At 73.0% G+C, this 11,374-nt stretch carries 12 protein-coding genes; 4 read left to right on the top strand and 8 right to left on the bottom strand.

Annotation, left to right across the window (positions count from 1 at the left end; translation table 11 throughout):
- Window positions 1-139: 139 nt before the first annotated feature.
- The 5 genes from CFK39_RS11230 to CFK39_RS11210 are packed head-to-tail and all read right to left on the bottom strand — an operon-like array spanning window position 140 to window position 4,728.
- Window positions 140-1,078, bottom strand: a complete 939-nt coding sequence (locus tag CFK39_RS11230; RefSeq protein ID WP_089065537.1) for a bile acid:sodium symporter family protein — start codon at window positions 1,076-1,078, stop codon at window positions 140-142.
- Window positions 1,079-1,111: 33 nt separating this feature from the next.
- Window positions 1,112-1,747 carry a response regulator transcription factor gene (locus CFK39_RS11225; protein WP_089065536.1) on the bottom strand — a complete coding sequence of 212 codons (636 nt, stop codon included), beginning with the start codon at window positions 1,745-1,747 and terminating at the stop codon, window positions 1,112-1,114.
- On the bottom strand, window positions 1,744-2,895 hold the full coding sequence (locus CFK39_RS11220; protein WP_245822517.1) for a sensor histidine kinase: 1,152 nt from the start codon (window positions 2,893-2,895) through the stop codon (window positions 1,744-1,746). The genes CFK39_RS11225 and CFK39_RS11220 overlap by 4 nt, the downstream gene beginning before the upstream one ends.
- Window positions 2,896-2,908: 13 nt before the next feature.
- Window positions 2,909-3,775, bottom strand: coding sequence for an ABC transporter permease (locus CFK39_RS11215; RefSeq protein WP_245822515.1), 867 nt, complete (start codon window positions 3,773-3,775; stop codon window positions 2,909-2,911).
- Window positions 3,772-4,728, bottom strand: a complete 957-nt coding sequence (locus tag CFK39_RS11210; protein ID WP_089065534.1) for an ABC transporter ATP-binding protein — start codon at window positions 4,726-4,728, stop codon at window positions 3,772-3,774. Before CFK39_RS11210 ends, CFK39_RS11215 begins: the two co-directional genes overlap by 4 nt.
- Window positions 4,729-4,830: 102 nt before the next feature.
- Between CFK39_RS11210 and CFK39_RS11205 the strand changes: the two genes are divergently transcribed.
- The 4 genes from CFK39_RS11205 (at window position 4,831) to CFK39_RS11190 (ending at window position 8,394) form a co-directional block, all read left to right on the top strand.
- Window positions 4,831-6,342, top strand: coding sequence for an amidohydrolase (locus CFK39_RS11205; RefSeq protein ID WP_089065533.1), 1,512 nt, complete (start codon window positions 4,831-4,833; stop codon window positions 6,340-6,342).
- 77 nt (window positions 6,343-6,419) lie between these two features.
- Window positions 6,420-6,989 (top strand): hypothetical protein, encoded by a 570-nt coding sequence (locus tag CFK39_RS11200; protein WP_089066408.1) that lies wholly within the window; start codon window positions 6,420-6,422, stop codon window positions 6,987-6,989.
- Window positions 6,986-7,399 (top strand): BlaI/MecI/CopY family transcriptional regulator, encoded by a 414-nt coding sequence (locus CFK39_RS11195; RefSeq protein WP_089065532.1) that lies wholly within the window; start codon window positions 6,986-6,988, stop codon window positions 7,397-7,399. The genes CFK39_RS11200 and CFK39_RS11195 overlap by 4 nt, the downstream gene beginning before the upstream one ends.
- On the top strand, window positions 7,396-8,394 hold the full coding sequence (locus CFK39_RS11190) for a M56 family metallopeptidase (protein WP_089065531.1): 999 nt from the start codon (window positions 7,396-7,398) through the stop codon (window positions 8,392-8,394). The genes CFK39_RS11195 and CFK39_RS11190 overlap by 4 nt, the downstream gene beginning before the upstream one ends.
- A gap of 4 nt (window positions 8,395-8,398) precedes the next feature.
- Here CFK39_RS11190 and CFK39_RS11185 read toward each other — a convergent pair whose 3' ends face one another.
- The 3 genes from CFK39_RS11185 to CFK39_RS11175 are packed head-to-tail and all read right to left on the bottom strand — an operon-like array spanning window position 8,399 to window position 11,272.
- On the bottom strand, window positions 8,399-9,616 hold the full coding sequence (locus CFK39_RS11185) for an outer membrane protein assembly factor BamB family protein (RefSeq protein ID WP_089065530.1): 1,218 nt from the start codon (window positions 9,614-9,616) through the stop codon (window positions 8,399-8,401).
- Complete coding sequence (locus CFK39_RS11180) at window positions 9,613-10,491, bottom strand: cytochrome c biogenesis CcdA family protein (RefSeq protein ID WP_089065529.1); 879 nt, start codon at window positions 10,489-10,491, stop codon at window positions 9,613-9,615. Before CFK39_RS11180 ends, CFK39_RS11185 begins: the two co-directional genes overlap by 4 nt.
- A gap of 1 nt (window position 10,492) precedes the next feature.
- Window positions 10,493-11,272, bottom strand: a complete 780-nt coding sequence (locus tag CFK39_RS11175) for a DsbA family protein (RefSeq protein WP_089065528.1) — start codon at window positions 11,270-11,272, stop codon at window positions 10,493-10,495.
- Window positions 11,273-11,374 lie beyond the last annotated feature (102 nt).

Below are 11,374 nucleotides of genomic sequence, written 5' to 3'. Positions count from 1 at the left end.
CAGCTGTCGCCGCCGTAACGCGATAGCGACAGCTCAGACTGGGTACCGAGGGGTAACGCAGCGCGGCGCGAGGCGGAGCAGCGCAGCGCAGGGACGCAGCGCGGCGCGCGGGGGTGCAGTGCGCAGCGCGGCGCGGTGCTCAGTCGCTCTTCGGGCCGACGACGCCCAGCAGCACCCCGAGGGAGATCTTCTCCCCCGCCCGGTGGCGGCGCAGCACCCCGCTGAGCAGGGCGTAGGGCACCAGCATCACGAAGCCGACGGCGCTGAGCAGCAGGATCGCGACCACGATCGAGCCGTCGCCGTCCGCTCCGCCGGTCCCGGTGCGGGCCACCAGCAGGGCGGCGGCGATGTTGCGCTGGCTGGTGAGGATCGCGGGGCCGTCGGGCACGGTGAGGGTCTCCCCTGCCAGGTCACCGGCGAAGCGCCCGGCGACGAACGCCAGCGCCACCAGGCCTGCGGCCACCAGCAGCACTGGAGAGAACACCAGGCTCAGCACCAGACCGCTGTTCGCCCCGAAGCCGGAGAGGAACATCAGCACCGCGGAGACCGCGGCGACACCGCCCGCGATGCGCGCGAACCGATCGGCGCGCCCCGGCCAGACGGCGGCGATGACGATGCCCGCGATCATCGGCGAGAGCATGGTGCCCAGCAGCAGCCGTGCCACCGACCAGCCGTGGACGGACACGTCCTGCAGCAGGAACGGCACCACCAGCGGCATGAAGAGGATCGAGCCGAGCAGCAGCACCGCCATCGGTCCGGCGGTCTCGCCGTAGGGGATGCGCGCCATCGCCCCGAGCTGCAGCACGAAGGGGGCGCCGGCGGCGCACAGGGCGATGACGAAGCCCTCGCCGGTCTGGTGCGGGAGCAGCCCCTCCATAAGCCAGATCAGCAGGGTGCCCACGGCCGGGACCACCACGAAGTTCGCACCGAGCACGGCGAAGACGGTGCGACGGTCGCGCAGCTGCCGGCGGAAGGCGCGCAGCGGGGTGCGCAGCCCCATCGAGAGCATGGACGCGATCGCGAAGGCCGGGACGCTGATGTTGATCAGCATGCCGAGCAGGGATTCGATCGTGGTCACCCCGGCAGGGTACGCGGCCGGACTGCGGAGGGCTCAGATCCAGCCGTTCTCGGAGGCGGCCCTCACGGCCTCGGCACGGCCCGTCACCCCGAGCTTCCCGATCGCGGCGGAGATGTGGTTGCGCACGGTGCCCTCGGAGAGGAAGAGGGACTGGGCGATGCGGGCGGTGGTGCCGCCGGCGGCGGCGGCCTGCAGCACCTCGGTCTCCTTGAGCGTCAGCGGGCTGGAGCCGACGGCGAGGGACTGGGCGGCCAGCTCCGGATCCACCACCCGCAATCCCTGGTGGACGCGGCGGATCGCGTCCACCAGCTGCTCGACGGGGGTGTCCTTGACCATGAACCCGCCGGCCCCGGCCTCCATGGTGCGGCGCAGGTAGCCGGCCCTGCCGAAGGTGGTCAGCACGATGATCCGCGGCGCCTGCGCGGCTCCTCGCAGGGTCTCGGCGACGGCGATGCCGTCCTTCGGTCCGGGCTTCCCGTCGGCCGTGGTGCCGGCCGGCATCTGCACGTCCAGCAGCAGCACATCGGGGTGATGCTCGGCGACGGCGGCGAGGGTGCCCGCCCCGTCGGCCGCCTCCCCCACCACCTCCACATCGGATTCCAGGCCCAGCAGCGCGACCAGGCCGGAGCGCAGGATCGCCTGGTCGTCCGCGACCACCAGGCGGATCATGAGGTCGCTCCCATCACTGCGGTGACGCGGGTGCCGGTCTCGCTGGAGGCCACCTCGAGGCGACCGCCGGCGAGCGCCACCCGCGCCTCGAGGCCGCGCAGCCCGGAGCGCTCCGCGCCCTGGGCGATGCCGACGCCGTCGTCCTCGACGCTCACGGAGTTCTCGTCGACGCGGATCTCGGCGCGGGTGGCGCGGGAGTGGCGCACGATGTTGGTGACCCCTTCGCGGATGACGAAGCCGAACAGCTCGGCGAGGTCGTCGTGCAACGGGGGCAGCGCGGTGGGGACCTCGGCCTGGATGCCGACGGTGCCCAGCACCGTGCGGGCGGAGGCGATCTCGGTCGCGGCGCGCACGTGCTGCATGCCGCTGGCGGTCGCGCGGACGTCCGCGAGCGCCTGGCGCACGGTGACCTCGATGTGCTCGAGCTGGATGCGGGCCGCCTCGGGGTCCGAGTCCAGCAGGCGGCGGGCGAGCTGCGCGGAGATGGTCAGCGAGGTGAGGGAGTGGCCGACGAGGTCGTGGAGGTCGCGGCCGATCCGCTCGCGCTCCGCGGCGACGGCGAGCACGGCGTTGCGCTGCTGGGCGGCCTCGAGCTGCTCCTGGAGCATCTGCTGGCGCACCCCGTACCCGATGCCCCAGGACATCACTGTGCCCATCACCGCCAGGCCGGCCGCGATCGGCACGTCCAGGACGAAGGCGAGCACCACGACGGTCAGGCTCATCAGCAGCATCGAGGGCAGCGCCCAGCGCCAGGGCAGCAGCAGCACGTGCGTCATGGCCTGGAACATCACCATGAACAGCAGGTTCGGTCCGAGCAGCGGGATCATGGCCAGCAGCAGCAGGGTGCAGGCCGCGAACCAGAGCACCCGTATCCGCAGCGGGTAGAGGCCGATGCCGCTGGTGGCGACGAACAGGAGCGCATAGAGCGCGAGCATCACCGTCACCAGCAGCGCCGCGCGGGCGGGCGCCTGGGTCCACGCGAACACGACGGGGATCATGATGAACAGCACCGGGGGGATCGAGAAGGCGAGCCCGCCGGACTCCTTCGCTGCCCGCAGGATCCCGCGCGGGGTGACGGGGCGTGCCGCGGCCTCTGCCTCGGTGCCGCGCACCCAGGTCTCCCGCTCGATCGCCTCACGTGTCCGCATGGAGGTCATTGTGTCAGCGGCGCTTCAGGCCCACCGCGCCGCGCAGGCTGAGGGCGCACAGCACGCCGAGCCCGAGGGTCCAGGCACCGATCACCAGCAGCCCGGTCACCGGCAGGTCTCCGCCGTACATCGACCACTGCCCCAGCTGGGAGATCCAGTAGGTGGGGATCGCGTGACCGATCTGCTGCATCCAGGTCGGGAACATCTCCAGCGGCATCCAGAGCCCGCCGAAGATCGCCATCGCCATCATGGTGACGACGCCGCCGGCCATCGCGGTGCCGCCCTTGAGCACCATGCCGAGCACGATGCCGATGAGGATCGTGGGCAGCAGCCCCAGCCAGAGCACCACGATGGTGAGGAGGAATGCGGCCGGGCCGACCTCGACGCCGGTCGCGAGCCCCACCACGCTCACCGCGATCAGCGCCGGGATGATGACGGCGCTGGCGGCCATCACGGAACCGGCCAGGAAGGAGCGCGGCGACAGCCCGGCGACGATCAGCTGGCGCAGGAAGCCGGTGCGCTGGTCCTCCTGGATCTGGGTGCCGGCGGTGACGGCGGCGCCGAGCCCGCCGTAGGCGGCCATGTTCACCATGATCATCCCGCGGGCCTCTCCCCCGCCCTGGTCGCCGAACATCATCCCGAACAGCAGGTACATCCCCACCGGCATCGCGATGGTGAAGACCATGAACATGACGTCGGTGACGGTCATCGCCGTGGTGTGCAGCGCATAGCGCAGAGTGCGGGAGGCGTCCGAGGGGGCGGCCGCGGCGCGGGCGGCAGGCGCTGTGGACGTGAGCGTGATGTTCTCGGGCGGTGACGTCATGGCGGAGCTCCGAAGGTCGGTGGTGGTTCCTGCAGCGGTGGCGGCGGGGTGGCTCATCGGCGGTCTCCTTCGTGGTCGGCGTCGTGGTCGGTGATGCGCAAGAACGCCTCCTCGAGGCCGGGTGCGGAGACCAGGACCTCGTGGACCTCGGCGGCGAGGGGTCCGGTGAACAGTGCGGCCAGTGCCGCATCGGAGTCCGTGCAGAGGGCGCGCACCCGGCGCGGGTCGGTCTCGTCGGCCGCGGCGCTCTCGACCCCGGGAAGGTTCGCGATCTGGGCGGGCGCGACGCCGCCCAGGGTGATCACGCGCCCGGCGACGGCGGCGCTGATCTCGGCGCCGGTGCCGTCGGCGACCACGCGGCCGCGATCCATGACCACGACGCGGGCGGCCTCGCGCTCGGCCTCCTCGAGCTGATGGGTGGCGAAGACGACGGTGCGGCCGGTCGCGGCGACGGCGCGCATCTGGCCCCAGAAGGCGCGGCGGGCGCCGATGTCCATGCCGACGGTGGGCTCGTCCAGCAGCAGCACCTGCGGGTCGCCGAGCAGGGCGATCGCGAAGCGGACCCGCTGGGCCTGCCCGCCGGAGAGCGCCCCCATCTTCCGCCGCAGCAGCTCACCGACATCGGCCTGGGAGACGACCTCGTCCATCGGCATGGGGTGGGCCTGCAGGGAGTGGAGCATCCGCAGCATCGAGCGGACGCTCTGGTCGGGCAGCAGCGCGCCGGCCTGGAGCATGGTGCCGATCAGTCCGGTGCGGGTGGCGGTGGCTGGGTCGGTGCCGAGGATGTGCACCTGCCCGGCCTCCGGTGTCGCGATCCCCACCATCATCTCCATCGCGGTGGATTTGCCGGCACCGTTGGGGCCCAGCAGCGCGACGATCTCGCCGGGGCGGATCTCGAGGTCGAGGCTGTCCAGGGCGCGAACGCCGCCGTAGGTCCTGGTGACGCCGCAGAGGCTGATCGCAGCGGTGATGGTCGAGGTGTCGGGAACGGGCGCGGTCGTCGTGGTCATGGCTCCAGCCTCCCGGCCGCGGGCGCCGCGCCCCAGTCCCCGCGATCACCCCCTGCCCATGACAGTCGTCATGGTCTGCCCGGCGGGGGCTACTCTGGATCGGTGCTGATCAGACAGGTGCGGCCGTTCGACGCCGCCACGGGCGAAGCTCCTGACGCGCCGGTGGACCTGCGGATCCATGACGGCGTGATCACCGAGATCGCCCCGGACCTCTCCCCCGTGCCCGGCGAGGAGGCCCTGGACGGCGAGGGAGCGCTCGCGATCCCCGGGCTGTGGGACCGGCATGTCCACACCGGGCAGCTCGCGCAGGCCCATGCCCGCCTGGACACCGGCGGCGCGGGCAGCGTGGGGGTGATCCTCGAGCTGGTGCGGGCCGAGCTGGCCGCGCGCCGCGAGGCGGGCATGAGGGATCAGGCGCTGGTCGGGTTCGGGCATCGCCTGGTGGACTTCGCCGTGCAGCCGACGGTGCCGGCGCTCGACGAGGCGACGGGCTCGGTCCCGACGGTGCTGATCGGCGGGGATGCCCACCATGCCTGGCTGAACTCGGCGGCGCTGCATCGGCTGGCGCTGCCCCCGCGGGACGGGATCGTGGCCGAGGAGGAGTGGTTCTCGGTGGTCCCCCTGCTGCCGGTGCTGCCCGGGGTCGCCGATGCCGTTGCGACCGGGGCGGCGATGATGCAGCGGCAGGCGCTGCAGCGCGGGGTGGTGGGGCTGGTGGACATGGAGTGGGGGCGTCCCTGGGAGACCTGGCCGTTGCGTGCGCCGCGGATGCGGATCCGCACCTCCGTCTATCCCGAGGAGCTCGCGGCGGCCCCCGGCCCGACGGGGACGGTGCTGGATGCGCGGGGCCTGGTGACGATGGGCCCGCTGAAGGTGATCGTCGACGGGGCGCTCGGCTCCCATTCGGCATACACCCGCGATGCGTACACCGACGGCCATGGCTATGCCGGGCGCGGGGTCCTCAGCGTGGGCCCGCAGGCGCTGCGGGACGCCCTTGCCCAGGCGAAGGCCCAGGGGCTCGACGCGGCGGTGCATGCGATCGGCGATGCCGCCGCGCAGGTCGCGCTCGAGGCGATCCGGGCCGTCGGCATCACCGCGAGCATCGAGCATGCGCAGATGCTCACCGAAGACGACATCGACGCGATGGCGGCCCTCGGCGTCACCGCCTCCGTGCAGCCCGCGCACCTGCTGGACGATCGTGATGCCACCGAGTCCCTCTGGCCCGGCCACGGCACCCAGGCCTTCCGGCTGCGGGATCTGCTGCGCGCCGGGGTGCCGCTCGCGCTGGGTTCCGATGCCCCGGTCGCGCCGCTGGACCCGTGGCTGGCGATGGCCGCCGCCGTGCACCGCAGCGCCGATGAGCGCTCGGGCTGGCATCCCGAGCAGCAGCTGCAGCCCCGCGAGGCCCTCGCCGCCTCGACCGACGGCGTCACCTCCCTCCAGGTGGGCGGGGTGGGTGATGTGGTGCTGCTGGAGGAGGACCCCTTCGCCGACGTGCCGCTGGGGGCCGACGGCCTGATGGACGACTCCGCGGCCCGGGAGACGGCGGAGCGGCTGCGGGAGACCTGGGTGCTGGCGACCGTGGTCGCTGGACGGCTCGAGGCCCGGCTCTGAGCGGTCGGCTCGCCGCGGCCGACGACCTCCTCACGACGACTATCCGCGATAGTAATGAATGAGGCATAGTGAAGGCCATGCCACAGATCTCGCGCTGGCCCCGCCTCCTCGGGGAGACCCTCCGCCTGTCCGCCTCCGCACTGCGGGGATGGGGCATCCGGCAGGTGCTCACCGCCGTCGTCGCCGCGACCGGGATCGCGATCGCCATGGGACTGGCGACCGTGCTGATCCCCAACTCGCTCTTCTCCCGGGACATCCCCACCGTGCCGTGGAACTACCCGGTCTGGCTGCTCACCTCCGCCCTGATGGGTCTCCTGATCGCCACCTACGTGGCGCCTCCGGGAGACCGCGCGGCACGGTCCGGGAGCGCCGCCGACGCCGGCGAGCGCCGTGATGCCCGCACCGGGACCGCGGCCGGCATGCTGGCCTGGTTCGCCGTGGGCTGCCCCGTGTGCAACAAGCTCGCGCTGCTCGCGCTCGGGTACAGCGGGGCGCTGACCTGGTTCGCGCCCGCCCAGCCCTTCCTGGCCGCCCTCGCCCTCGTGCTCTCGGTGATCGCGGTGCTCTCGCGCCTGCGGGGCCAGGTCGCCTGCCCCCTCCCCACTGCGGAGCCGGCCCGTTCGGCCCGTTCGGCGGCGATCCTATGAGCGGGACCGAGGACTCCCGACCCTTCCAGCAGGTGCGTCTGGGGACCCTGGAGCAGCAGGTGATGGAGCAGCTGTGGGAGCACGAGGAGCTGACGATCCGCGAGCTGATCTCCGGCCTGGGCGACCACCACGCATACACCACGATCGCCACGGTGCTCTCGAATCTCGGGCGCAAGGACCTGGTCTCCGGCTGCCGGGTGGGGCGCTCGGTGCGGTATCGACCGCGCCACCCGCGCTCGGAGCACGCCGCCCGACTGATGGAGCAGGCGCTGTCCAGCAGCAATGACCGCAGCGCCTCGATCCTGCGCTTCGTCAAGGGCATGGACGATCGGGAGGCCGCGCTGCTGCGCGAGTACCTCAACGGCCACGACGGCACCGGCGCCCCGGATCCCGGATCGGCGCCGGCGTGACGCTTCCCCTGTTCGCGCTGCTCACCCTCGCGCTCGTCCTGCTCGCATTGACCGGTCCGCGCCTGGTGCGCTGGAGCTCCCCGCTGCTGATGCGCGCCCCGCGCCTGGCCTCCGGGCTGCTGCTCGGGGCCCTGGCGGTGTGGTCGACGGCGGCGGCGGTGCTCAGCGTGGCCCTGGCCGGGCTGCCCAGCGGTCCCCGGCTGCTCGCGGGCTCCGCCGGCGAGGTCTGCCAGCGCTGCCTCGCCGCGGCCAGCCCCTTCGCCGCCGCCCCGGTCGAGCTGCCGGTGCCGATGGCGGCCCTGCTCCTGCTGCCACTGGCCGGGACCGTGCTGATGGGGACGGCCGCCGTGCGGGGGTTGCTCCGCCGGGCCCGATCCACGCGGTCCGTCCTCGCCGAGGTGCGGGCGTCGGCGGTGCGCACCGTCCTCGCCGGACATCGGGTGCTGCTGGTCCCGGATCCGACGCCGCTGGCGTTCGCGCTGCCGCGCCGCCGCGGAGGCATCGTCGTCTCCCGCGGCCTGCTGGACTCCCTGGGCGCGGACGAGCTCTCCGCCGTCCTCGAGCATGAGGCGGCCCATCTCGCCCAGCACCATCACACGCTGCTGGCGGTGCTGGAGGCGATGGTCGGCCCGCTGCGCCTCATCCCGCTGTTCGATGCGGTCGCGGTCGCGGTGCCGCACCTGCTGGAGATCGCCGCGGACGACGCCTCCCGGCACCGCAGCGGCACCCCGGCCCTGGCCAGCGCACTGCTCACCCTCGGCGAGTGCGGGGCCCCCGGGCCGTCAGCCGCGCCCGGCGCCCTGCTGCACGCGAGGGGACCGGCGGGCATCGGACCCGACCGGATCGGGCACCTGGTCTCCCCGGCGGCCGCGCGCTCGGCGCTGGTGCCGGTCGTCACGCTGTCCGCCCTGCTGGCGGCGCTGCTCGGCCTCGCGGCGGTCGCCGTCGCCCCCTATGCCGTGCTGCTGCTGAACGGCTGCCCGCTGCTGCTGTGAGCGCTCATTCCCGCAGGCCGAAGTCCTCGTCGAACTCGGTGGTGACCAGGAAGAACTGCTCCTCGATGCGCACGGCGGCGGCGGTGTCCGCGGAGAACACCTGGGGGACGGCGAGCGGTCCGGTCAGGTCGACGTCGTAGGGCTGGACCATCAGGCCGTGGTTCGTGTCCAGCACCACGAGCGTGCCCTCCTCGGGGCGGACGGCGTAGGCCAGGCGCTCCCCGGCGCAGAGCAGCTGGAGCGGCTCGGGATCCTCATGGGTCCACTTCTCGGTGCCGTCGTCCTCGAGCCCGCGCACGGTCGTGCCCGAGACGACCACGGTGATCTCGAGGACGTGATCCCGGGCCACGGCATCCGCGCCTTCGGCGATCACCCGGCCGTCGGCGAGGTCGATCACCGCACCGGGCGAGTCCTGGTCGCCGATCACGGCGAAGGAGGTGGTCGGATCGACGGTGCCGCGCAACCGTGCCCGGGCCGGTTCGACCCCGGCGGGCAACGGGCTGCGCCAGAGCTCCTCGCCGGCGGCGCCGCTGGCCAGCAGCTCGGAGCCCTCGGTGCGCACCAGCGCGCCCAGATGCTCGCCGAGGATGCGGCCGTCGGCGAGATCCACCTCGGCCAGCAGGACTTCCCCGGTGACGCCGGACAGCGCCGTGCGCGGGCCGCCCTCCCCCATCGCCTGATCGGTCGGTGCCGCATAGACCAGGCCGGGGGCGGCCTGGGGGCCGGGCGCCTCGACCGGGCCCCAGAGGGGCTCGGCGGTCCGCAGGTCATAGGCCGTCAGGGTCATCGCCCAGGCCCCCTCCTGCTCGGCGGCGGCCAGATCGGCGAGCACCGCGATCGGCGTCTTCTTCGGCCCGCGGGTCAGCACGTACCCGGTGCAGCTCAGGGGGCGGTCCGCCCGCCACAGCACGGTGCCGTCCTGGTCGACGGCGAGGAACCGCAGCTGCTCCTCCTCCTCGCGATAGCCGAGGAAGATGCCGTCGAGCTGGAGGGGGACGGCGGTCCAGCCGGGGTCGACGACGACCATCGGGGTCATCTCCAGCGGCAGCCGCACCTCGGTGTACTCCACCACCTCGGCGAGCTCGCCGACCTGCACGGGCTCGGGGTGCTCGACCGGGGCCGCCGGCGCCGGACCGGCGGGCTCGCCGCCGCCGTCCGGACCGCAGGCGCTGAGGCCGAGCAGACCCAGCGGCAGGGCGGCCAGGACGCTGCGGCGCCTCATGGCCGCCTCCCCGGGGTCAGGGTGATGGTGGTCGGGGCGTCCTGCTCCCGCCGCCGACGCCGGTCCCACCGCCACCACAGCAGCAGGGCCAGGGCCCCGAGCGCGAGGATCACGGCGATCTGCACGACGGGGTCGTTGAGACCGGCGCTGCCCGCCTGCCAGCGGGCGAGGGTGCTGGTGGGGACGAGAGAGGGCATGGTGACCAGGCCGTTGGTCACCCAGAACACGATGCCGAGGGCGATGATCACCACTCCGGTGATGAAGGTGGTGGTGTGCAGGCGTCGCCCCAGCAGCGTGAACTCGCGGCCGCGCAGCAGGTTCCTGCCCCGGCTGCCCAGGCGGTTCCAGACCGCCGCCAGGATGGTCAGCGGCACCACCATCCCGGCGCCGTAAACGGCGAGCAGGATCCCGGCCAGGAGCATGTTCCCCTGACCCATGGCCAGGGTGAGCACGGCGCCGAGGATCGGCCCCGCGCAGAATCCGGCGATCCCGCCGACGGCGCCGAGCACGAAGCTGCGGGCGAGCCCGGAGCCCTGGGTCGAGCGCTGCTGGAGACGGTCGAAGCCCGGGAGGGCCCGGCTGAGATCGAAGCCGAGGCCCAGGGCGTGCAGGGCGCCGAGCAGCACCAGCACCAGCGAGGTGATGCCGATCAGCAGGGTGCGGTGCCCGATCACCAGGGCTCCGAGCGCCCCGGCGCCGACGCCGAGCGGGACCAGGGTCACCACCAGACCGAGATAGAACACCACGGCGTGCGGGAGCAGGGCGGCGCGGGAGGTCACGGTGGAGGCGAAGAAGCCCGGCAGCAGGAGCGCTCCGCACGGACTGAGGAGCGCGAGCGCCCCGCCGAAGAAGGCGGTGAGGAGTCCGACCTCCATCTCAGCCCTCGCTCTCGGCCAGCGCCTTGTCCACCAGCTCGGTGAACACCTCGGTGGGCTGCGCGCCGGCGGTCGGGGTGCCGCCAATGATGAAGGCCGGGGTCGACATCGCCCCGAGGTCGATGCCCTGCTGCGCGTTCTCCGCGATCGTCTCGGCGACCTGCTCCGAGTTCATATCGGCCGCGAACTGCTCCGTGTCCAGGCCGATCTGCCCGGCCAGCTCGACCAGCGACTCCTCGCTGAGCCCCTGGCCGGAGCGGATCTCGCCGTCCTCGAACAGCAGTGCGTGGTACTGCGCATGCTCACCCTGCATCGCGGCAGCGAGGCTCGCCCGGGCGGCGCGCTCGGAGTCCTCGCCGTAGATGTTCACATCGCGGTACTCGATGCGCAGCTCACCGCGCTCGACGTACTCGCGCATCTCCGGCAGGGTCTCGTCGGACCACTTCGCACAGAACGAGCACTGGAAGTCCGAGAACATGACCAGCACGACCGGCGCATCGACGGGCCCCTCGGCGAGCTGGTCATCGGGATCCCGCCCCTCCTGGGAGCTGAGATCGGGGGCGGCCACCGATTCCGGATGCTCGATCGCCGCCGGCTGCTCGGAGCTCGTCGAGCTCCCGCCGCTGCCCTGCGTGGGCGTGGTCGCCGGTTCCTGCTGAACCCAGAACACCCCGGCGATCAGCGCGGCGACGGCGACCCCGATCCCCACCGGGATCCCCCAGCGACGCAGGACGCCGTCCCGCGACGCATGCGTGGGGTCGGATCGATGGGCGCGAGACATGGGTCCTCCGGTCGGGTCGGGTGCGGCATCCGGCGCTACCCTCCCACATAGTTACTATGGTCGATAGTAATGATGTGGGGCATTCGTCAGCTCTCGCCCGTC

This window comes from Brachybacterium avium (genome assembly GCF_002216795.1).
GTDB classification, from domain to species: Bacteria; Actinomycetota; Actinomycetes; order Actinomycetales; family Dermabacteraceae; genus Brachybacterium; species Brachybacterium avium.
The sequence above is the reverse complement of the archived record's forward strand: the minus strand, read 5'-3'. Positions and strand labels throughout refer to the sequence as shown.

Bases quoted from the DNA above. Each gene is read 5' to 3' on its own strand.
- CFK39_RS11225 (WP_089065536.1), bottom strand. From the start codon at position 1,747: ATGATCCGCCTGGTGGTCGCGGACGACCAGGCGATCCTGCGCTCCGGC.
- CFK39_RS11220 (WP_245822517.1), bottom strand. From the start codon at position 2,895: ATGCGGACACGTGAGGCGATCGAGCGGGAGACCTGGGTGCGCGGCACC.
- CFK39_RS11215 (WP_245822515.1), bottom strand. From the start codon at position 3,775: ATGAGCCACCCCGCCGCCACCGCTGCAGGAACCACCACCGACCTTCGG.
- CFK39_RS11210 (WP_089065534.1), bottom strand. From the start codon at position 4,728: ATGACCACGACGACCGCGCCCGTTCCCGACACCTCGACCATCACCGCT.
- CFK39_RS11200 (WP_089066408.1), top strand. From the start codon at position 6,420: ATGCCACAGATCTCGCGCTGGCCCCGCCTCCTCGGGGAGACCCTCCGC.
- CFK39_RS11195 (WP_089065532.1), top strand. From the start codon at position 6,986: ATGAGCGGGACCGAGGACTCCCGACCCTTCCAGCAGGTGCGTCTGGGG.
- CFK39_RS11185 (WP_089065530.1), bottom strand. From the start codon at position 9,616: ATGAGGCGCCGCAGCGTCCTGGCCGCCCTGCCGCTGGGTCTGCTCGGC.
- CFK39_RS11180 (WP_089065529.1), bottom strand. From the start codon at position 10,491: ATGGAGGTCGGACTCCTCACCGCCTTCTTCGGCGGGGCGCTCGCGCTC.
- CFK39_RS11175 (WP_089065528.1), bottom strand. From the start codon at position 11,272: ATGTCTCGCGCCCATCGATCCGACCCCACGCATGCGTCGCGGGACGGC.